This window comes from Dactylosporangium aurantiacum (assembly GCF_000716715.1).
GTDB lineage: Bacteria > Actinomycetota > Actinomycetes > Mycobacteriales > Micromonosporaceae > Dactylosporangium > Dactylosporangium aurantiacum.
The window spans coordinates 1-20,384 of sequence record NZ_JNYJ01000044.1 but is presented as its reverse complement, the minus strand read 5'-3'; the positions used below and the strand labels follow the sequence as shown (position 1 = coordinate 20,384).

16 protein-coding genes are annotated in these 20,384 nt (G+C 73.9%); 4 read left to right on the top strand and 12 right to left on the bottom strand.

The window, feature by feature from the left end; all coding sequences use genetic code 11:
* Window positions 1–23: 23 nt before the first annotated feature.
* The gene (locus tag OP18_RS38865) at window positions 24–1,235 is read right to left on the bottom strand and encodes a DUF4407 domain-containing protein (protein ID WP_033364222.1); all 1,212 of its coding nucleotides are present in this window, start codon (window positions 1,233–1,235) and stop codon (window positions 24–26) included.
* 518 nt (window positions 1,236–1,753) lie between these two features.
* On the opposite strand from OP18_RS38865, the gene OP18_RS38860 reads away from it, so the two are divergent.
* Window positions 1,754–3,223, top strand: a complete 1,470-nt coding sequence (locus OP18_RS38860; RefSeq protein WP_033364191.1) for a glutamate-cysteine ligase family protein — start codon at window positions 1,754–1,756, stop codon at window positions 3,221–3,223.
* Window positions 3,220–3,945, top strand: coding sequence for an enoyl-CoA hydratase/isomerase family protein (locus OP18_RS38855; RefSeq protein ID WP_033364221.1), 726 nt, complete (start codon window positions 3,220–3,222; stop codon window positions 3,943–3,945). The genes OP18_RS38860 and OP18_RS38855 overlap by 4 nt, the downstream gene beginning before the upstream one ends.
* 835 nt (window positions 3,946–4,780) lie before the next feature.
* Here OP18_RS38855 and OP18_RS38850 read toward each other — a convergent pair.
* The 7 genes from OP18_RS38850 to OP18_RS38820 all read right to left on the bottom strand — a co-directional run bounded on the left by OP18_RS38850 (window position 4,781) and on the right by OP18_RS38820 (window position 16,485).
* Window positions 4,781–5,845 carry a DUF3533 domain-containing protein gene (locus OP18_RS38850; RefSeq protein WP_211273811.1) on the bottom strand — a complete coding sequence of 355 codons (1,065 nt, stop codon included), beginning with the start codon at window positions 5,843–5,845 and terminating at the stop codon, window positions 4,781–4,783.
* A 14-nt stretch (window positions 5,846–5,859) separates the two neighbouring features.
* A complete protein-coding gene (locus OP18_RS38845) occupies window positions 5,860–7,065 on the bottom strand; it encodes a bifunctional glycosyltransferase family 2/GtrA family protein (RefSeq protein WP_033364190.1) in 1,206 nt (401 codons plus the stop codon).
* Between the two features lie 109 nt (window positions 7,066–7,174).
* Window positions 7,175–9,328: an ArnT family glycosyltransferase gene (locus OP18_RS38840; RefSeq protein ID WP_033364189.1), complete on the bottom strand. Its 2,154-nt coding sequence runs from the start codon at window positions 9,326–9,328 to the stop codon at window positions 7,175–7,177.
* Between the two features lie 1,500 nt (window positions 9,329–10,828).
* Window positions 10,829–11,539 carry an NRDE family protein gene (locus OP18_RS62095; RefSeq protein WP_033364188.1) on the bottom strand — a complete coding sequence of 237 codons (711 nt, stop codon included), beginning with the start codon at window positions 11,537–11,539 and terminating at the stop codon, window positions 10,829–10,831.
* Window positions 11,540–11,550: 11 nt separating this feature from the next.
* Window positions 11,551–14,040 carry a putative bifunctional diguanylate cyclase/phosphodiesterase gene (locus OP18_RS38830; protein WP_081971481.1) on the bottom strand — a complete coding sequence of 830 codons (2,490 nt, stop codon included), beginning with the start codon at window positions 14,038–14,040 and terminating at the stop codon, window positions 11,551–11,553.
* A 31-nt stretch (window positions 14,041–14,071) separates the two neighbouring features.
* Window positions 14,072–15,853: a S8 family serine peptidase gene (locus OP18_RS38825; RefSeq protein ID WP_033364187.1), complete on the bottom strand. Its 1,782-nt coding sequence runs from the start codon at window positions 15,851–15,853 to the stop codon at window positions 14,072–14,074.
* Between the two features lie 119 nt (window positions 15,854–15,972).
* Window positions 15,973–16,485 carry a PaaI family thioesterase gene (locus OP18_RS38820; protein WP_033364186.1) on the bottom strand — a complete coding sequence of 171 codons (513 nt, stop codon included), beginning with the start codon at window positions 16,483–16,485 and terminating at the stop codon, window positions 15,973–15,975.
* Between the two features lie 66 nt (window positions 16,486–16,551).
* Here OP18_RS38820 and OP18_RS38815 point away from each other — a divergent pair, with 66 nt between their 5' ends.
* Window positions 16,552–17,040, top strand: a complete 489-nt coding sequence (locus tag OP18_RS38815; RefSeq protein ID WP_033364185.1) for a winged helix-turn-helix transcriptional regulator — start codon at window positions 16,552–16,554, stop codon at window positions 17,038–17,040.
* Here the strand turns inward: OP18_RS38815 and OP18_RS38810 are convergent.
* Genes OP18_RS38810 through OP18_RS38800 form a run of 4 tightly spaced genes read right to left on the bottom strand, consistent with a single transcriptional unit; the run spans window position 17,030 to window position 19,155 of the window.
* Window positions 17,030–17,854 carry an SDR family NAD(P)-dependent oxidoreductase gene (locus OP18_RS38810; protein ID WP_033364184.1) on the bottom strand — a complete coding sequence of 275 codons (825 nt, stop codon included), beginning with the start codon at window positions 17,852–17,854 and terminating at the stop codon, window positions 17,030–17,032. The genes OP18_RS38815 and OP18_RS38810 overlap by 11 nt on opposite strands.
* Complete coding sequence (locus tag OP18_RS58005; protein ID WP_156090093.1) at window positions 17,851–18,021, bottom strand: hypothetical protein; 171 nt, start codon at window positions 18,019–18,021, stop codon at window positions 17,851–17,853. The genes OP18_RS38810 and OP18_RS58005 overlap by 4 nt, the downstream gene beginning before the upstream one ends.
* A complete protein-coding gene (locus OP18_RS38805) occupies window positions 18,018–18,674 on the bottom strand; it encodes a DUF998 domain-containing protein (protein ID WP_052387977.1) in 657 nt (218 codons plus the stop codon). The genes OP18_RS58005 and OP18_RS38805 overlap by 4 nt, the downstream gene beginning before the upstream one ends.
* Before the next feature lie 16 nt (window positions 18,675–18,690).
* Entirely contained in the window at window positions 18,691–19,155 is a 465-nt protein-coding gene (locus tag OP18_RS38800) for a DUF4396 domain-containing protein (RefSeq protein ID WP_033364183.1), read from the bottom strand.
* Window positions 19,156–19,291: 136 nt separating this feature from the next.
* Between OP18_RS38800 and OP18_RS38795 the strand changes: the two genes are divergently transcribed.
* Window positions 19,292–20,254, top strand: coding sequence for a LysR family transcriptional regulator (locus OP18_RS38795; protein ID WP_033364182.1), 963 nt, complete (start codon window positions 19,292–19,294; stop codon window positions 20,252–20,254).
* Window positions 20,255–20,384 lie beyond the last annotated feature (130 nt).

Here is a 20,384-nt window from a genome sequence, read left to right as displayed (position 1 = left end):
CCGCAGGTCGAATTGCAAGTGATTCAGGAACTTCTGGACGAAGAGGGGAGGGACTGGTCCTCCAGTTCCGCCATGAGCCGGGCGGTCGCCCGCTCGACCGCGGCGTCCATCAGGCGCCGCTCCGCCACGACGGTGTCCAGGCCGTCACCGGCGATCTCCTGCGCCGCCCCGGCGACCCGCAGCTGCTGCTCGTGCCGTTTCGTCGCGCTCAGCTCGCGGCGGCGCGCGGCGCGGGCCTCGGTGCGCTCGTACCCGTTGCCGTGCGAGACCAGCTTCAGCCACACCGCGGCGCAGTCGAGGCAGACCAGCAGCGCGGCGACGCCCAGGTAGAAGAAGCCGAACCCCCAGAAGTCGCCCTTGACCAGGTGCCACATGGCGGTGGTGCGGGCGCCGAACCCGGCGCCGGCCTCGACCGAGCGCCGGTTGTCGGTGCGCTGCTCGGCGATCTGCCCGTTGAGCGCCGCCACCTGTCTCGCCCGGTCCAGCCGGGTCGGCTGCTGCGTGCGCTGCAGCGCGGTGGCCTCGTCGTCGAGCCGGGTCGCCTCGGCGGTCAGCGCCCGGGACTGCCGCACGAGGGTGTCGCAGAATCCGCCGGCCGGGCAGCCGGCCCGCCGGGTGACGCCGTCGGCGCGCGAGTCCGCGAGGGCCCGGTCGTACACCTGCGCCGCCTCCGCCCGTTTCGCCGCGGCGAGCCGGTGCAGCTCGGCGACCGCGGCGTCGTCGGCGGCGTCCTGCGCCCGCAGCGCGGCGACCTGCTCGGCGAACGTGGCGATCGCGCCGGTCCGCTCCAGCTCGATGAGCTGCCGGTTGTGCACCGAGCCGAGGTACGCGTCGATCTCCCCCTTGTACCGGGCGAGCATCAGCGGCTCGGTGATCACGACGGCGAACAGCAGCGCGAGCAGCAGCCGCCCGGCGTAGAGCCCTGACGTGCGCCGGCGCAGCAGCAGCCGCGGATCGGCGGAGTCGAGATCGTCGTAGCTGACCGCGACCCGGCCGACGACGGCCCGGTCGTAGGCGATCACGGCGGCGGCGACCGGCGGCCCGACCAGCCACTGCCACCAGGGGTGCGCGTAGTTCGTGCTCGCGTCGACGAACGTCGCGGCGCCGACGACCGCGTACACGCCGTACAGCAGGATGAAGACCCCGATCGAGCGGTACAGCGCCCGGTCGGTGTGCGTCCGCACGCTGGCGGGGTTCACGTTGGCGACCCTGAGGAGGAACGTACGGCCGGCCATGATCTGAAGGTACGCGAGCATTAGTCGCGTTTGTGGCTTTTTCGTTCCCCCGGCTCTTCCGGAGCTCGTTGCCGTAACACTCGTCGACCGCGTCCGCACCGCGCAGGTCCACGACGGTGTCGCCGGGCGCGGCGCGGGCCGGCGGCCGGCCGCCAACGCCACCCCTTCGCCGCGACCAGCACCGGCGCCGCGACCTCCAGCACCCGCCGCCGGCGCTCCCGGGCCCGGCCGGCCCGCACCACCATGCCGAGATCCACAGTGGACGGCGGCAGGTCCCGCCGGTCCAGGCTTCAGCAGCCCGCTCATACCGCCCTCCCCGTCAGCGCGTCGTCGCCGATCGGCGGCACAGGGCCGCCGGCCCGTCTTGACCGTGCCCTCCGCGACGCCCGGCGCCGCCGCCACCTCGGCGACCGGCAGGCCACACAGGAACCGCAGCACCAGCCGGGTTGGGATGCAGGAGTAAAAACCCGCGCCGCGTGGTATGCCAGAGTCACGGCTCCGGCGGAGGTGGGACATCCATGGGCAAGGACGTCGAAACGACCGAGTTCAGCCGTGAAGACCGCATGCGCTACCGCGACAAGGTCCGGCAGTGCCTCGACGCCTTCGCCAGGATGCTCGCCGACGCGCACTTCGAGGACGGCGACGGCATGAGCGGCCTGGAGATCGAGCTGAACCTCGTCGACGAGCAGCACGACCCCGCCCTGCGCAACCAGCGGGTCCTCGACGCCCTCGCCGACCCGGCGTTCGTCACGGAGCTCGGCCAGTTCAACATCGAGATCAACGTGCCGCCGCGCCGGCTCGCCGGGGACGGCCTGGCCGGCTTCGAGGACCAGGTCCGCGCCAGCCTCAACGCGGCCGAGCAGCACGCCGCCGGCGTCGACACGCGCCTGGCCATGATCGGCATCCTGCCCACCCTGCGCCGCGACCAGCTCACCCCCGACGTGCTGTCGGCGAATCCACGGTACGCACTGCTCAACGAGCAGATCTTCGCCGCCCGCGGCGAGGACCTGATGATCGCCATCGACGGCGTCGAACGGCTGCACGTGCGCTGCGACTCGATCGCGCCCGAGGCCGCCTGCACCAGCGTCCAGTTCCACCTGCAGGTCGCGCCGCAGCAGTTCGCCGCGTACTGGAACGCCGCCCAGGCCATCGCCGGCGTCCAGGTCGCCCTCGGCGCCAACGCGCCGTTCCTCTTCGGCCGCGAGCTGTGGCGCGAGACCCGCATCCCGCTCTTCGAACAGGCCACCGACACCCGCGCCGAGGAGCTCAAGTCGCAGGGCGTGCGCCCCCGCGTCTGGTTCGGCGAGCGGTGGATCACCTCGATCTTCGACCTGTTCGAGGAGAACGTCCGCTACTTCCCGTCGCTGCTGCCCATCTGCGAGGACGAGGACCCGGTCGCCGTCCTCGACGGCGGCGGCGTGCCGAAGCTCGCCGAGCTGCGGCTGCACAACGGCACCGTGTACCGCTGGAACCGCCCCATCTACGACGTCGTCGACGGCAAACCGCACGTCCGCGTCGAGAACCGGGTCCTGCCCGCCGGCCCCACCGTCGTGGACAGCATGGCCAACGCCGCCTTCTACTTCGGGCTCGTGCGCCGCCTCGCCGAACAGGACCGCCCCGTCTGGACCCAGATGTCCTTCGGCGCCGCCGAGGAGAACTTCCACACCGCCGCCCGGCTCGGCATCGACGCCTCCGTCTTCTGGCCCGGCCTCGGCGCCGTCCCCGTCACCGAGCTGGTCCTGCGCCGCCTGCTGCCCCTGGCCCACGAGGGCCTCGACGGCTGGGGCGTCGACCCCTCCCACCGCGACCGGCTCCTCGGCGTCATCGAGCAGCGCTGCCTCAGCGCCCGCAACGGCGCCTCGTGGCAGGTCGAAACCGTCCACCACATCGCCGGCGCCGGCGAGATCGACCGGGACGACACCATGCGCCGGCTGCTCGCCGAGTACCTTCCCAGGATGCACTCCAACGTGCCCGTACACGAGTGGTGAGCGACGGCGAGATCCGCGTCGACGTCGACGGCGCGGTCGCCACCCTGCTCATCGACAACCCCGGCAAGCGCAACGCGCTCACCGCCGCCATGTGGACCGCCGTGCCGGAGCACCTGTCAGCGCTCGCCGCCGACCCGGCCGTCAAGGTCCTCGTCGTCGCCGGCGCGGGCGGCACCTTCAGCGCCGGCGCCGACCTCGACGACGCCGCCACCATCGCCGCCGCCGGCGAGGACAGCGTCGCCGTGCACGCCGAACGGGCCCTCGCCGCGTTCCCGAAACCGGTCATCGCCCGCATCGACGGCTTCTGCGTCGGCGGCGGCTGCCAGCTCGCCGTCGCCTGCGACCTGCGCTTCGCCGCATCGGACAGCCGCTTCGGCGTCACCCCGGCGAAGCTCGGCATCGTCTACCCGCCCTCCACCACCCGCCGCCTCGCCGCCCTCGTCGGCCCGGCCCGCGCGAAGCTGCTGCTCTTCACCGGCGACCTGATCGACGCCGCCACCGCCGAACGGATCGGCCTCGTCGACACCGTCGCCCCCGCCGCCGACCTGGCAGCGTTGGTACAGGCCACCGCCACCACCATCGCGGCCCGCTCCCAGCACAGCGTCCGCTCCGCCAAGGCGATCATCGACGGGTCGGACGGGGCCGCCCCGCACGACCCGGCGGAGGTGGCGGAGGGCATCGCCGCGTTCCGCGAACGCCGGGCGCCGCGTTGGATGGATTAGACTACGGACAGCGACGACGTCGGAGATCAATTTCCTGTGCCGGTGTAAGATGCCATCAGGCAGTCACCGGGCACGTGCTTCCGGGCTGCGAATTCGTAGCGGGTGTGCGTCGTCGACCCGTGGGCCGCGTGGGGTTGCTGCCTCGGACGCGGCTTCGTTGATCCGCGTTCGAGGTGGGTCGGAGATCCGCGTCGAGGTGGGTCGGATCGGCTGGCTCCAGGCCGGCTCCGCGGACGGTGGTGCCGGTCGTGGTGGCAGGCGCTTGCGTGAGCGGGCGGCCTCCTTGCCACGGCTGGAATCTCGTACGGGTGGCGTACCCGTTTCCGCTGCGCGCGACGGCCTCGGACGGCGGCCACGTCTGGTATCAAGCCGCACCGTCTCGGCCCGAAAGCAGCAACCCGTGGCGGCGCGTCCGTGGTGGCGCGGTCCGTGGTTGTGGTGACGCGGCTGGTGGGTGCGTGGTTCGTGGTGGCGTGGTCGGTGGGTGGCGTGGTCGGTGGGTGGCGTGGTCCGTGGGTGGCGTGGTCCGTTGCGGCATGCGCACTCGCCCAGGCGTCCGCGTGCCTGCCCGTCGGCGTGCCTGCCCGTCGGCGTGCCTGCCCGTCGGCGTGCCTGCCCGTCGGCGTGCCTGCCCGTCCGCGTCCGCCTGCCCGTCCGCGTGCCTGCCCGTCCGCGTCCGCCTGCTTCGCGCCCGGCCCGCTTCGCGTGCCGCGCTCGGTGGCCGGTCGACCATCCGTCGGTCGCGTCCCCGCCGGTCGCGCCCTCGCCGGTCGGGTCCTCGCCGGTCGCGTTCTCGCCGGTCGTGTCCCGCTGGCCGGGTCGCGAATGGCCTGGGTCAATCCGGCTTGCTCGGCCCGTCGGTCGGGGCCGTCGGCGGCAAGGTGACCTTCCGCGGCTGGCCGGCCGCCACCGCCGCCAGTGTCCCGAGCACCCCGAGGAGGCAGTACCCGCACAGGATCAGCGCCGAGCGGCCCACGCCGACGCCGTGGAAGTACACGATGCCGCGGATCGCCTCGGTGCCCAGGCCCGGGGGGAGCCACGGGCCGACGGCGCGCCAGAACGGGGGGAGCAGCGGGGCCGGGTAGGCGCCGCCGGCGCTCGGGTTGCCCAGGACCACGAACAGCAGGACGGTCAGCCCCGTGCCGATGAAGCCGAACGCGGCCTGCAGCGCCATCGTGAAGGCGCCCGAGGCGAAGACCAGCAGCGCGCCGAACCAGGTCAGCTGCGCGAGGTGGCCGTCGATCGCGCCGTAGACGGCGCCGGTGACCAGAGCGCCGCCGAGGCCGGACAGCAGGGCGTAGGCGAGCAGGGACAGCAGGCGGATCACGGCGCGGTGCGGGTTGGCGGGGCGGGAGCCCTTGCTGGTGCTCAGGGCGATCGCGACGAGGTACCCGCCGACGACCCAGCCGAGCGCGAGATAGAAGCCTGACAGGCCGCGGGCGTCGCCGACCAGCGCAGGCTTGACGTCCTCGACGGTGAACGCGCGGTCCTGGCCGTCCTCGACCGAGGTGATGATCTGCTCGAGGACCTGGCCGACGCTCGCCCCCGCACCGCTGGCGATGATCAGGCGGTCAGCTGAGGCGGCGTCGGTGGAGGCGGAGGAGACCACGAACGCGCCGTACACCTCGCGGCGGTCGATCATCCGGCGGGCCGAGGCCTCGTCGGGCACGGCCACGGCGTCCAGCGGCGTCCCTGGCAGCGCGTCGAGCTGCCGGACCAGCGCGCCGACCTGCTGCGGCGGGGCGGCGACGGCGATCGGGATCCGGTGCGGGGTCGGCTCGTGGAACGCGCCGATGTAGCTGGCGATGAACGCCAGTTGCACGGCGAGGACCGCGAGGACCAGGGCACCCGCACGAGGGGTGACCCCGTCGCGCAGTTCATGAAGAAAACCCGATTTCACCGTATTTGACGATATCAGGGTGCCCGGAACACCCACGCCCGCATCAGCAGGAACCGCAGCACGGTCGCGGTCAGGTTGGCCGCCACGAGCACCGCCACCTCGAGCGGGTACGCGACCGCGCCCAGCAGTGCGAGGGAGCCGGACGTCAGGGCCAGGCCGAGCGCGAAGAGCAGCAGTCCCTGCGCCTGGTGCCGGCCGGCGCGGGCGGCGCCCCGCACGGCGAACGTCAACCGCCGGTTCAGCGCCGTGTTGCCGACCGCGGTCACCAGCAGCGCCGTGAAGTTCGCCGCCTGCGCCCCGGCGGCCGGCCGCAGCAGCGCGAACAGCAGCAGGTACGCGACCGTCGACAGCACCCCGACCGCGGCGAAGCGCAGCAGCTGCGACGGCATCGCCGCCGGTACACCCGCCGCGACGAGCGGCTCGCGACCGAACTCGCGGCGCAGGGACTGCACCGGCAGGCTCCCGTTGAGCAGGCCACGGGCGAGCCGGGCGATGCCGCGCAGGTCGGCCACGGCGGTGGAGACGATGTCGACCCGGCTGTCCGGGTCGTCGATCCAGTCGACAGGCACCTCGTGGATGCGCAGCCCGGCCCGCTGCGCCAGCACCAGCAGCTCCGTGTCGAAGAACCAGCCGGTGTCCTCCACCAGCGGCAGCAGCCGCGCGGCCACGTCCTTGCGGATCGCCTTGAAACCGCACTGCGCGTCGGAGAAGCCGGCCTGCAGCGTGCCGCGCAGCAGCAGGTTGTACGACCGCGAGATGAACTGCCGCTTCGCCCCGCGCACGACCCGGGAGCTGCGGGCCAGACGGGTGCCGATCGACACGTCGGAGTGGCCGGACAGCAGGGGCGCCACGAGGGGCAGCAGCGCGTTCAGGTCGGTGCTGAGATCGACGTCCATGTACGCGAGGACCGGCGCGTCCGACGCGTCCCACGCCGCCCGCAGCGCCCGCCCGCGCCCCTTCGCGGTCAGGTGCAGGACCTCGACCCCGGGCAGCTCCCCGGCCAGGCCGGCGGCGACCGCGAGGGTCCCGTCGGTGCTGGCGTTGTCCGCGACGGTGATCCGGAAGGGGTACGGGAACGTCGCGGTGAGGTGCGCGTGCAGCCGGCGCACGCACGGGCCGAGGTCACGTTCCTCGTTGTAAACGGGGACCACCACGTCGAGGACCGTGGCGGTCCCGGTGGTGGCGTTGGCTGCTGCGGTACGTGCGAGCGTCGTCGTCATGTCACCAAGGTCGGCGCCGCAGCTTCCGGCACCGTGTGGCGATCCTGTGCCCAGCCTGTGAAAAGGGGCCGCCCCGGGAACGGGACGGCCCCTTCGTGGGACGGGGTGGCTACGACAGGTCGTACACGGTGACGCCGCCGACCGTCCGCGCGGTGTAGTTGGCCGCGACCCACGCCGCGATCTGCGCGCTGACGCTGCTGCCGCCGTTGCTGCGGCCACCGACCCCGGCACCGCCGATGAAGTAGTGGATCTCGCCGGCCGCGACGTACTGCTGGAACCGCTCCAGGCTCGGCGCGGGGTCGCTGCCGTTGAAGCCGCCGATCGCCATCACCGGCAGCTGTGTCGCCAGCTGGTACCCGGACGCGCTGTTGGACCCGACGGCCGCGCCGACCCAGGTGTACCGCGACGCGTCCTGGCTCAGCAGCGCGACGAGCTCCGCGCTCGGGGTGGTCGCGTTGAGCAGGCCACCTATGCCGCCGCCCGCGCCACCGAAGCCGCCGCGCTGCCCACCGGGAGCCGCGCCCGCGCCGCCACCGGTCGTACCCGCGCCGCCGGTCGTACCCGCGCCGCCGGGGAACGCGCCCGTGCCGCCGCCGGTCGTGCCCGCGCCGCCGGGAGCCGTGCCCGCGCCGGGAGCCGTGCCCGCGCCGGGAGCCGCGCCGCCGTTGCGGAAGCCGCCGGCGCCGCCGGGGCCGGGGGCGCCGCCGGGGACACCGGGGCCGCCGCCCGTGCCGCCGAAGCCGCCCATGCCGCCGGGACCGCCGCCCATGCCGCGCCCGCCGCCGAAGCCGCCGCCCGCGACCGCCGGCCCGGCCGTGACGATCGAGCCGCTGTGCGGGGTCGCGACGGTGTTCAGCGAGTACGCGACCGGCCCGCCCAGCAGCGCGAACAGCGCCGCCGCGGCCGCCACCGGGCCGACCCGCCGCCTGAGCGCGGGGCCGAGCCGCTGGCTGACCAGCAGCCCCGCCGCGCCCGCCGCGCCGGCAAGCAGCACCGCGACGCGCAGCCACGGGTGGAAGTCGGCGGCGCGGGCCAGCAGCACGTACGACCAGATCGCGCTGACCGCGACCGTCGCCGCGAGCGTGAGCAGCGCCAGGAGGTTCCCGCGCCGGCGCCACAGGGTCGCCGAGCCCATCGCGACCAGCGCGCCGACCGCGGGCGCGAGGGCCACCGTGTAGTAGTCGTGGAAGATGCCCTGCATCAGGCTGAAGACGGCGGCAGTGACGACCAGCCAGCCGCCCCACAGGACGTAGGCGGCCTTCCGCGTCGACCACACCAGCCCGGCGACCAGGAAGATCAGCGCGGCCGGCAGCAGCCACGACGCCTGCCCGCCGGTCTGCCCGTCGAAGAGCCGCGACCAGCCGGTCTCGCCCCAGCGGCCGCCGCCTCCGCCGCCTCCTCCGCCGCCGACGCTGCCGGTCTCGTCGCCGGTGATGCGCCCGAGGCCGTTGTAGCCGAGGGTGAGCTCGAGGATCGAATTGGTCTGCGAGCCGCCGACGTACGGCCGCCACGACGCCGGGGTCAGCTCGACGACCGCGACCCACCAGCCGGCCGACGCGACCAGCGCCGCCCCGGCGACCAGCAGCTGCACCAGCCGGCGCCCCCACCCGGTCGGCGCGAACAGCAGGTACGCCAGCGCGAACGCCGGCACGACCAGCAGCGCCTGCAGCATCTTCGTCAGGAACCCGAGCCCGACACTGCCGCCCGCGAGCACCAGCCACCACGTGCTGCCCCGCTCCAGGGCGCGCATCATGCCGTACACGCCGACGACGAGCAGCAACATGAGCAGCGCATCAGGATTGTTGAACCGGAACATCAGCGCCGCGACCGGGGTCGTCGCGAGCACCGCCCCGGCCAGCAGCCCGGCCGCCGGCCCGTGCCAGCGGCGGACCGTCAGGTACAGCAGCCAGACGGTCGCCACCCCGATCAGCGCCTGCGGCGCGAGGACGCTCCACGAGCTGAGCCCGAAGATCCGCACCGCCAGCCCGGTCACCCACAACGCCCCCGGCGTCTTGTCCACGGTGATGAAGTTCGACGCGTCGGACGAGCCGAAGAACCACGCCTTCCAGCTCTCGGAGCCCGCCTGCGCCGCCGCCGCGTAGAAGGCGTTGCCCCACCCGGACGCGCCGAGGTCCCACAGGTACGCCACCAGCGTCCCCACCAGCAGCACCGCCACCGCCGGCCGTACCCACCACGGATCCCGGGGCGGCGGCTCCGCCGGCAGTTGGGCGATGGCATCGGTGCGGCTCAGCGTCGTCGTCATGCTGCCGAGACTGCGGCCCGCCCCTGCCAGCACCGTGGGTCCTACCTGTGCCCCACCTGTGAATCACGCTTTGTGTACGGGTCCGGTCGCTGCGGGTAGCGGCGCTGGACGGGGTCTGGTGGGTCCGGGAGAATGGTGGTGGCGCCTACCGGGGGGAGGCGGCACGTGCCACGACCATATTTTTCGCTGGACGCACCAGACGCGGGCCGGCCCATCACACGGGCCGACCGCAGGCAGGTTCACGCCGGCACGCCGACATCGGCCGTCGGCTCTCTGGCGGACGACGTCCGTGCATCGGCCGCCCGCCTGGCCGCCGCCGCGGCTACCCACACCCGCCGCCGCGAATGGCTGGCGACGACGAAGGCCGAGTTCGCAGAGGCCCGCAGGCACGGGCTGGCGGCCCGCCACGCCACGAAGCTGGCCCGCCTGCGCACCGCCCGCCTGCTGGCAACCCCGCCCGAGCACCCTTCAGCTGGCGCACATTCTGCAACTGCCGCGCCCGTCGCGGTCCGCATGCGCCCTGCAGCTGGCGTGCGCTCTGCAGGTGGCGTGCGCCCTGCAGCTGGCGTGCGCGCGACCTCCGGCCGAGCGGCGGCGCCTACCGCTCCGGCACCGGCAACTTCCGGGGTGACGACGGCCGCTGCCCATCAGGCAATCGACCGTTCGGCAACCGGGTGCCCTCCAACCGCGACGGCCCGCCCGGCAACCCCGCCGCTGACAGCCCGTCCGACGTCTTTGTCACCAGCGACGAGGCCAGCGGGGTCATCGACTGGTCCGGCAACCGCGCCGCTGACAGCCCGGCCGGCGACCGCGACCGGCCGCGCCGCGACCGACCGCGCCGCGTGCGGGACAGCGCCTGCCGACCCGGCTGCGCATCCCTCGCTCGGCGACCCACCATCGATACCTGCTGCCCCACCACAGACGCCCACGGCCGCCGCAGCCGCCCACAGTGGTGACGTCCAGGAATCAACCGTCGCGCCGGCATCCACCGCTTCCTCCAACACCACCCGGCGACCGGTGTGCACAGGACCTCGCGCCCGCCGCAAGGGAGGGCGGCATCAGCCCGATAAGACCCGGTGTGCACGACACCACAGCGCCCGTGTCGGCAAGGCCGTGCCCCGACCGCCCCCTACCAGGGACAGACCCTCGAACCATGGCCCCGGTAGAGCGCCGTGCTGCCGGGGTGTGGGCGCTCGCATGCGGTTCGCCGCCCGGTGCCAGTGCCGGTGCCCGTTCCCGTGTCTGGTGCTGGCGTCCGGTGTCCTGGTGTCGGGAGGCGGCTGCGTCTCGGTCAAGGGGCGGGTCGTGGCCGGTGGCTGGTCGACGGGTGTCCCGAATGTGCCCTTCCCGATCGCGGTCAGGAGCCCTGCCGGCCGACCCGGGGAGGTCGACCAGCGGTTGCGGCGCGCACGCGCGAGAAGCCGCCGCGCGGCAGCGCAGGCGGTGCGAGCGCAGCGAGCATGGGGGTGCGGGTGGGAACCCCCGCCGGGACCCACCGCGTCAGCGGTGGGGCGGCAGCACAGGCGGCAGCACAGCTATCTCCTGCCAGGTGGCGGTGGGGCCGGGGGTGGTGGCGAAGTCGTAGCGGGCGGTGCCGGGGCGCAGGGCGACCAGGCTGGCGGAGCCCGAGCCGTACTCGAGGCCGTCGACCGAGTGGTGGACGAGCAGGGTGCGCGGGGCGGCGCCGGTGAAGGTGCCGCCGGCGAGCATGGGGACCCAGTCGCCCCAGGCGTCGGCGGTGGGCAGGCCCGGGCGGGGGTCGGGGGTGGCGGCGGCGTGCAGCGGGGCGAAGGCGTTGACGTCGACGCCCTGGTTGACGATGACGTGGTCGCCGGGTGGGAGGGTCTGGCGGGTCACGTCGGTGCCGTTCCAGGACACGACGGTGACGTCGGCGGGCGTTGCGCGTACCAGATGAAAGGCATCGAAACCGGTGAGGTCCGACGGCAGCGGGGTCAGGGGGAGGGTGCCCCGGGTCGGGCGGTCGCCCAGGGGTGGCAGCGGCGGGAAGCCGTTGAGCAGGGCGGTCACGGTGCCGGCGGCCGGGTCGACGGCGAGCCAGGTGCCGCCGCCGGTGCTGTCGCGGCCTCCCCAGCGGCCCGGCCAGTGCTCGGCGGGCGGCTCCCAGGGGCGGGCCAGGTACTCGTCGCGGACCGCGGCCAGCAGCAGGGGCCAGGTGGCGGCGGGGTCGAAGCGCAGGAGCACGGTGCACATGCGAGGAAAGGTTATGCCTGTCCGAGTTGCGGCACCCGTGCGGCCAGCCAGTCGGCGAACTCGTCGGCGGGCAGCGGCTTGGAGATGAAGTATCCCTGGACCAGGTTGCAGCCTTCCAGGCGCAGGTGGTTGAGGGTCGGCTCGTCCTCGACGCCTTCGGCGACGACCTCCAGGTCCAGGGCGTGCCCGAGCTGTACGGCGGAGCGCACGACCGCCCGGTCCCGGTGGTCGACGGCGATGCGCTGCACGAACGACTTGTCGATCTTCATTTCGTGGATGGGCAGCTCGCGGAGGCGGCCGAGGGAGGAGTAGCCGGTGCCGAAGTCGTCGATGGCGAGCTTGACCCCGAGCGCATGGAGGCGGTCGAGCGTGACGAGGCTGCCGGCCGGGTCGTCCATGATGCTGCTCTCGGTGATCTCCAGGGTCAGCGCGCTCGCCGGTACGCCGGCCTGGCCGAGCAGCCGGGCGACGATGTCGGGCAGGTCCGCCTCCTGCAGGCTGTTGGGCGACAGGTTCACCGCGACGTGCATGTCGTGCCCCATCCGCCGCCACGACGCGCACCGGCGCAGGGCGACCTCGAGCACGTGCAGGGTCAGCGGCCGGATCAGCCCGGACGTCTCCGCGAGTGGGATGAACTCGTCGGGCGGGACGAAGCCGTGCGCCGGGTGGTGCCAGCGGGCGAGGGCCTCGGCGCCGCGGACGACGCCGGTGGCGGTCTCCAGTTTGGGCTGGAAGACCACGACGAGGTCGTGGCGTTGGATCGCCTCGCGCAGGTCGGCGACCATGGCCAGCCGGCGTGGGCTGTTGCGGTCGTCGTCGGGTTGGTAGACGCGCACGCCGGTGCGGGTCGTCTTCGCCACGTACATGGCGACGTCGGCGCGCTGGATCAGCGTCTTCGCGTCGTTGCCGTGTTCCGGGGCGAGGGCGATGCCGATGCTGACCCGGGCGTTGAGGCGCAGGTGGCCGATGGCGATCGGCTGCTCCATGGCGGCGGCCAGGTCGTCGCCGACGGCCACGGCGACCTCCCGGGTGCGGATGCCGGGCAGCAGCACGGCGAACTCGTCGCCGCCGAAGCGGGCGACGGTGCCGCGGTCGCCGAGGCGGCCCTGGAGCCGGTCGCCGACCTGGCGCAGCAGCGTGTCGCCGATGTCGTGGCCGAGCGCGTCGTTGACGTCCTTGAACCGGTCGAGGTCCATGAGCAGCATCGCGACCGGGGTGCCGGCGGCCCGCAGGGTGTCGATGGTGGCCTGGAAGCGCTGCCGGTTGGGCAGGCCGGTCAGCGGGTCGTACAGGGCCAGGTGCTCCTTCTCCGCGACCTCCCGGCGCAGCTCGTCCAGGAGCCTGGCCTTGGTGAGGGAGAGGCTGGCGTGGTTGGCGAGCGCCTGGAACAGCCGTACGTGCTGCTCGCCGAACGTCGGGATGTCCGGCAGGCTGTCGGCGACGAACAGCACGCCGGTGGCGCCGTCGCTGAGCGGGACGGGCACGGCGATGCCGTCGACGATGGAGCCGACGACGCGGCTGCCCTTCGCGACGAGGACCGGGGTGCCGGCGCGGGCGGGCTGCCACCAGGCGGTCTCCGGCAGCGTGTCCAGGACGGTCGTGTCGAGCTGGTGCCGGCCGTGCATCCGCATCCGGACGGAGGTGCCGTCCGTGGCCGGTATGATCAACTCGGCGCGTTCGGCGCGCAGCTGGTCGCGGGCCTGCTCCAGCACGATGCGGGCGACGCCGCCGGTGTCCAGGAGGCCGTCGAGGGCGCGGGTGAAGGCGTAGAGTTCCTCGACCTGCTCGTGGCCCTGGCTCTGGCCGACGTAGGAGCGGTACGCCCGGTACGTGACCCCGGAGACGATCGCGAGCAGGGCGATGGCCCGCGGGTCCCGGTCGATGGCGAGGGTGCTGATCAGGCCGATGCTGGTGGTGATCGCCACCAGGGGCAGCCCCTGCAGCGCGCTGGGCAGGCGTTTCCATTCGCTGGGGTCGTCGTGCAGCGCGATGACCGCGGTGACCAGGACCGCGGCGATGACGTCGGAGACGAGCATGACGAGCAGGACGTAGAGCCACTGCATCGGGCCGACGTCGTCGGGGTCGGTCTCGCCCAGCGCCCGCAGCATCACCGACGAGGCGGTGGTCTGCACGCCGAGCAGGGCGAGGTTGAACCCGAGCTTGACGCCGCGCTGGCCGCGCAGCACGACCAGGCCGAGGCCGCCGCCGAGGACCCGCACCACGAGCAGCAGCGTCGGGTCGACCGACAGCAGCCCCAGCACCATGGGGATCTCGCTGAGGCTCATCGCGTGGCCGCCGCGGCGGACCCGCACGTGCACGGCGAAGCCCTCGGTGACGGCGAACGCGGCGGCGAGCAGGATCAGCGGCAGCGGCTCGCCGAAGGTGGGCGCTCCGCCGTCGTGGACGCGGAGCGCGTGCGTCAGGACGGTGGCGACGCCCAGCCACAGGCTGAGCGCCGCCACCCGGGTGTCCGGGCGACTCCACGTACGTGCTTTCTTCATGGCCGTCCCGGAATCGCCCTTTCTTGTGCGGTCACTGCCAGATGGAGGCGGACCAGTAGCTTCCACTCCAAGTTCGGCCGCTCCAGGTGCTACCTGACCAAGTTCGGCCACTCCATGTGCGGCCGTCCCACACGGCGCTGCTCCAGGTGCGCCCGCTCCAGGTGCGCCCGGCCCAGTTGGTGCCGCTCCAGCCGACCGCGACCCAGCTGCGGCCGGTGGTGCTGGTGCCGCCGAGCGTGGTGCCGGTCCAGCCGGCGCCGTTCCAGGTCCCGCCGGTCCACGCGGTGCCGGCGGAGGCCGCCTTCGCCCACGTGGCGCCGGTCCAGGCGTGGCCCATGATGTCCTTCTCGCCGGTCAGCTCGGTGCCGGCGACCGGGTCCGCGACGTGCGCGGAGCCACGCGACGCCTCCAGGGATCCGGTGCCCGTCGACGCCGCCCAGGTCTGGGTGACCGCGGGGGTCGGCGCCTCGATCGCCTTCTTGACGTTGAGCTGGCCGGAGCCGCGGCCCAGCACGTCGCCGGCGGTCATCGCGTCGGTGGTGCTGACCAGCAGCTTCTTCACCTGGTCCGGGGTCAGGTTCGGGCGCTGCTGCAGCAGCAGCGCCGCGGCGCCGGAGGTGATCGCGGCCGCCTGGGAGCTGCCGCTGCCCCGGAAGTACCGGCCCGTCGTGTCGCCGGGCACGAGCCCCGTCGGGTAGTTCACGTCGACGTAGGAGCCCGGGTCGCGGAGCCCGACGATCGACCGTCCCGGGGCGGTCAGGTCCGCGGAGCGGGTGGTGTTGCCGCGGGTACTGAAGTCGGCCAGGACGTCGTCGGCGCGCGAGTCGGTGCTCCTGGAGTCGGCGGCGCCGACGGCGATGACGTACGGGTTGGCCGCCGGCATCGACAGCGCGGTGCGGTTCCTGCCGTCGTTGCCGGCCGAGACGACGACCGTGATGCCCTTCTTCCAGGCCGCCTCCACCGCGTGGGACAGCGGGTCGAGCTTCTCGTCCTGGGTGGAGTCGGTGCCGAACGACAGGTTCAGCACCCTGATGTTGAGGCCCGGGTCGTTGCGGTGCGTGACGACCCAGTCGATGCCGGCGATGACCTGCGACACGTCCGTGGCCCCGTCGGCGGTGGCGACCTTGACGCTGATCAGCGTCGAGGTGGGTGCCATGCCGGTGAAGTTGGTCGGCGAGCTGACCGTGGACAGGTTCGTGCCGGGGTCACGGCCGGCGATCAGGCCGGCCATGTGGGTGCCGTGGCCGAAGGTGTCGTGGTAGCGCAGGTTCGCCGCCTGCGACTCGAAGGACAGGTCCGGGCCGTTGATGATCCGGCTCGGGTCGTTGAGGCCCGTGACCTGTGAGACGCCGGAGTCGATCAGGGCGATGCCGACGCCGGTGCCGCCGATCGGCCGGCCGCTGGAGTCGGTCTTCTTCCACACGTCCAGCGCGCCGGTCGCGCGTACGACGCTGAACATCGAGTTGGCGTCGCCGTCGGCGCGCCACCGCTCGGCCTGCAGCGCGACCGCGCCGTCGGGGGTCACGGAGCGCACGCCGGCGGCGCTGCTCAGGGCGGACAGTTGGGTATCGGGCACCTCCGCGGCGAAACTCTCCACGATCGAAAGCGGCCGGCCGACCTTGCCGCCGGCGCGGTCAACCGCGCGCGCGGCCGCGTCGGCGTCGTCATAGGCGACGATGACGCGGGTCAGCCGGCCGGTGTCCGGCGCCGTCGGTGGCGCCGCAGAGCTCGTCGCGCCGGTGACGGCCACGCCGGCGATCGACATGATCGCGGCCGCGGCGGCGCCCCGTGCGCTCCGGTGTCTGCTCGGCATTCGGTCCCCTTCCATGGGTCGACGACTCGCCGTGATCCATGGTTCAGCAGCCGGTTGCGGAGCGTTGTCACCAGATCGGACACTCTTAGCAGTTCAGTGCATACGCTGCGTGGTGCAGGTCACGTTCCGCTCAGGTCGAACAGCATGCAGCTGGAGGTGGCGTGGGCGACCATCCCGCCGCGCGCGTCGGTGATCACGGCCTGCGCCAGCGCCGTGCGCCGCCCCTTGGACAGCACCGTGCCCTCGCAGGTCAGCGTGCCGGAGGCGATCGACGCCGGGCGCAGGAACTTGGTGGTGAGGTCCAGCGAGGTGTACCCGACGCCGGCCGGCAGCGTCGAGTGCACCGCGCAGGCCGCGGCCGTGTCCAGCAGCGTGGCGAGCACCCCGCCGTGCACGCTGCCCAGGGGGTTGTAGTGGAACTCCTGCGGCTCCAGCGTCACGACGACCCGGCCCAGCTCCGCCTCGATCCGCCCGGCGCCCATGAGGTGCGTGATCGGCGGCGCGGGCAGCTCACCGCGGGCCATCGCCCGCAGCAGCTCCAGGCCGCTGCGGCGGCCCAGCTCCGCCGCGTTGAGCATCGGGTCGGACCAGGTGAACGTGCGGCTGCGGACCCCGTCCTGCGTCTGCGTCATGGATGCAGCCTGGTCGACCAGAGCTGAATCTGTCAACAAGACTCAGGTGCGGGCTAGCCTGTCGGCATGAGACCTGCGGCACTGGAGTGGTCGGTCGACAACTGCACCATCGGCGCGGCCATGGCGATCCTCGGCGAGAAGTGGACCGTCGTCGTGCTGCGTGAGGTCTTCAACGGCATTCACCGCTTCGACGACATGCGGGAGCGCACCGGCATCCCGCGGCAGGTGCTCACCAACCGGCTCGCCATGCTCGTCGACAACGGCGTGCTGCGCCGGGTGCCCTACCGGGAGCCGGGCGCGCGGGCCCGCGACGAGTACCGGCTCACCGAGAAGGGCTTCGACCTGTACCCGCTGCTGGTCGCCGTGCGGGAGTGGGGCGACCGGTACCTGTCCGGCCCGGAGGGCCCGCCGCTGGACACGATCCACCGCGACTGCGGCGCACCCGTGCACGCGGTGCTGGTGTGCGAGGCGGGGCACGACACGATCGCCCCGCGGGATGTGGTGCCGCGCCCGGGCCGCGGCGCCCGCCGCCGCGAGCCGGCGGTCAGGAGCTGACGCCGGTGGCCGTGAGGGATGCCCGCCAGAGGCGGCCGGCGCGGTCGAGGGACGTCGAGCGCGGCGTGGCGGCGAACGGCTGCCGCAGGAAGTAGTAGCCGCCGGGGGTCAGCCCGGCCGCCGGGGCGTCGGCGAGCCACAGCAGCGTGTCGGCCGCGCGGTGCGGTGCGGCGTACAGGACCGGGATGAGCTTGCCGAGCATGAACAGCGGGCTCGTGCTCGCGAACCGGCTGCGCACCAGCCCGGGGAAGAACGCCGTCGGCAGGACGCCCAGCGGGCTCCAGCGGCGCGCCGCCTCCACCGTGAAGAGCAGGTTCGCCTGCTTCGACGAGCCGTACGCGAGCCACCGGCTGCGGTGCCACAGCGACTCGCGCAGCGGCCGGTCCACGTCCAGCACGCCCCACGCCTCGGCGAGCGACGCGGTGGTGACGATGCGGGCCGGCGCGCCGGGACGGGCCGCGGCCGTGAGGCGCTCCAGCAGCAGGTGCGCCAGCTCGAACCCGGCCAGGTGGTTGACCCGCAGGCAGGCCGCGCCGCGGGTCAGCCCGCCGGCGTTGTTGACCAGCACGTCGACGCGGTCGCAGGCGGCGGCGACCCGGGCGGCGGCCGCGCGCACCTGGGCCCGGTCGGCGAAGTCGGCGCGGACGGCGAGGGGGTCCGTGGCGCCGGCGGCGCGGACCGACGCCAGGGCCGCGTCGAGGCGGCCTTCGTGGCGGCCGAGCAGGACCACCCGGTCGCCGGCCGCGGCGAAGCGCCGGGCCGCGGCGAGCCCGATCCCGGCGCTGCCGCCGGTGACGACGACGGTGCGGGTCACGGTGCGGCGCCCGGACGGACGGCGGCGACGGCGGTCGCGGCGGCGATGGGGATCGCGGGTGTCGTGCCGGGGCGGGCGGCGGTGGTGATCACGGTGCGGCGGCCGGACGGACGGCGGCTGCGGTCGCGGCGGCGCGGCGTCGGGCGGGCGGCGGGGGTGCGGGTCACGGTTTGGCGCGGACGTGGACGGCGGCGGTGTGCACGAGCCAGGCAGACACGGCGGCGAGGGCGGCGCGCTCCATCAGGCCGGTGAACAGCCCCCGGCCGAGGAGCAGGATGCCGATCGCCGACAGGATCAGCGGCGGGAACGCCAGCAGCACCCCGAGGCGCCCGGCGCGGCGCAGCGTGGTCGCGTCGGGCTGGGTGGCGTACACCAGGATCGCCAGGGCGCACAGCAGCAGGGCGCCGATCGCCGCGGCGGCGTGCACCAGGTCGCGCGGTTGCGGTGTCTCGTACGGCGGCAGCGGGCACCCGGGCGAGCAGGTGACGGCCCCGGCCACGGCGGCCAGGGGAGCGGCCAGCGCGAGCGCCGCGGCGGCCAGCCCGGCCGGCACCGCGGCGGCGAGCCGGCCCGGCACGAACGGCAGCGCGGCCAGGGCGTGCCGGGCGGTGTGCCGGGCCGGCACCGCCAGCAGCGCCAGGGACGCCGCCAGCAGCAGCATGCTGATGCGGTACAGCGTCGCGTGCGGCGCGCCGGCGACGCCGGACTCGCTCACGTAGCGCCACGGCGCCGAGCCGGCCACCGCGGCGGCCAGCCCGATCGCACCGGTCGCCGCGGTCGCGGTGGCGGCACCGGCGCACCAGCGGCGGGGGGAAGGCACCCGTCCAGCCTACGGCTCAGTGGTGGGCCGGGTGGTGGGTGTGGTGCTCGTGGACGACGGCGTGACCCCGGCCGCGGGCGATCAGGAACCGGTTGACCGGCACCGTGACCACGAACGCCACCGCGAGGGAGAACAGCAGCGTGAGCCAGAACACGGCGCTGGTCAGACCGGCCTCCATGGCACCGGGGACGGCGAGGATCACGGCGTTGTCGACCACCTCCATCGTGGCGATCGAGGCGGTGTCGGCGGCGAGCGTGACCGGGATCGCGGCGCCGAGCGCGAGGCCGGCGGCGAGCACCGAGCGCAGGGTCAGCGCGTAGCCGAACAGGAACGCCAGCGCGACCGACAGCACGATCGTGGCCAGGTTGCCCCAGCCGAACGCGGTGCCCAGGACCATGCCGAGCACCTCGCCGATCGCGCAGCCGGTGAGGCAGTGCAGCGTCGCGGTGATCGCCTGCCGCGTCAGGGACGGTGTTTCCATAGCGCGACCATATACCCCTGGGGGGTATATGCGCAATCGACCGACGTGTTTCGATGATGTGTCGATCTGCGAAAACGGTGAGTCTCGATGGCTCGGGGGTCTTCTCCCCATCCGGCAGACGTCCTACCGTCTGCATATGGATCTGGAGCTGCGGCACCTGCGGGTCGTATGTGCGATCGCGGATGCCGGCAGTGTCACCAAGGCCGCCTCGGTGCTGGGCCTCGCCCAGCCGGCGTTGACCGCCCAGCTGCAGCGCATCGAGCGCGCACTCGGCGGGCTGCTGTTCGAGCGGGACCGGCGGGGGGCCCGGGCGACGCCGTTGGGTGAGCTGGTGCTCGCCCGGGCGAGGGTGCTGCTGCCGGCGGTGAAAGGCCTGCAGGACGAGGCGACCCGGTTGGCCAGCACGAAGGACCCCGCCGGGCGGTACCGCATCGGCGCCGTCAACGGCCCGATCCTCGGCGGCCTGGTCCACCGCATCAGCAGCAACCATCCCGGCGCCCAGGTGAGCACGCACGCGTCGTGGTCCTCGGCCGAGCTCGGCGACCAGGTGCTCGCCGGCAAGCTGGACTTCGTCCTCGTCGGCGCCTGCGGTGACGCGCCGCCCGCCACCGACAACGGCCTGGCCTGGCGGGTCGTGGCCGCCGACCCGGTGTTCCTGCTGCTGCCGGAGGGGCACCCCCTCGCCGACCGCGACGAGGTCGACCTGGCCGAGCTCGCCGACGCCCAGTGGGTCGCCGCGCCCGGCGACGGCTGCTTCTCCGCCTGCCACGCGGCCGCCTGCGCGCGGGCCGGCTTCACCCCCAGGGTGCTCTTCGAGACCGAGGTCCGCGGCGCCATCGACCTGATCGAGTCCGGTGACGCGGTCGGGCTGTGCCAGGCGACCCTGCGGCCGATGGCGGGCCTGGCCGCGGTGCCGATCGCCGGCGCGCCGCTGCACTGGCGGCAGATGCTCGGCTGGCTGCCCGACGGGCCGGCCGCCGACGTCGCCGGGCAGGTGTGGGCGTACGCGATCGAGGCGTACGCCGACGCGGTGCGCAAGAACGACCGCTACACGGCCTGGCTGGGCCGCCACCCGGACAGAAGAGGGCTGGCCCTGTAGGGCCAGCCCCCGTCGTGGTGAGCGGTCGCGCCTATCCGGTGAAGGTGGCCGTGATCTGCGTGAACTGCCAGTTGTTCTGGGCGATGCCGCTGCAGTTGGACACCACGCCACCGCCGGGGCAGGGCCGGTC